Here is a 327-nt window from a genome sequence, read left to right as displayed (position 1 = left end):
GCTTCCTGATCTCGACGTGGTTGCGCTCGCAGGCGCCCTTCTGGTCGCTGCGCCTGGGGTCGCAGTAGAACAGCCTCGTCTCGCCCGGCCCCTCGCCGAGCAGCGCCGCGACCGCCGCCTCGTCGGAGAACTCGGCGCCGTTGTCGGTGAGGACGGCGCGGAACACGCGGCGCGTCCCGTCGGCGCCGAGGATGGCCCGGACGCCCTCCAGGGCGCCCGCGACGCACCCGGCGGTCTTCTCCTCCAGCGGCAGCGCGAGCTGGAGCCTGCTGGGGCGGTGCAGCAGCGTGAGCAGGCAGGCGGAGTCCTCCCGGGCCCCCTCGACGG

1 pseudogene is annotated in these 327 nt (G+C 75.2%); it reads right to left on the bottom strand.

What is annotated here, in order from left to right:
- Positions 1 to 327, bottom strand: a pseudogene (locus tag ACTQ0H_RS09355) (IS30 family transposase); the annotation flags it as partial.

This window comes from Collinsella sp. LCP21S3_A3, assembly GCF_052118905.1.
GTDB lineage: Bacteria > Actinomycetota > Coriobacteriia > Coriobacteriales > Coriobacteriaceae > Collinsella.
This window is presented reverse-complemented; position numbering and strand designations above follow the sequence as displayed.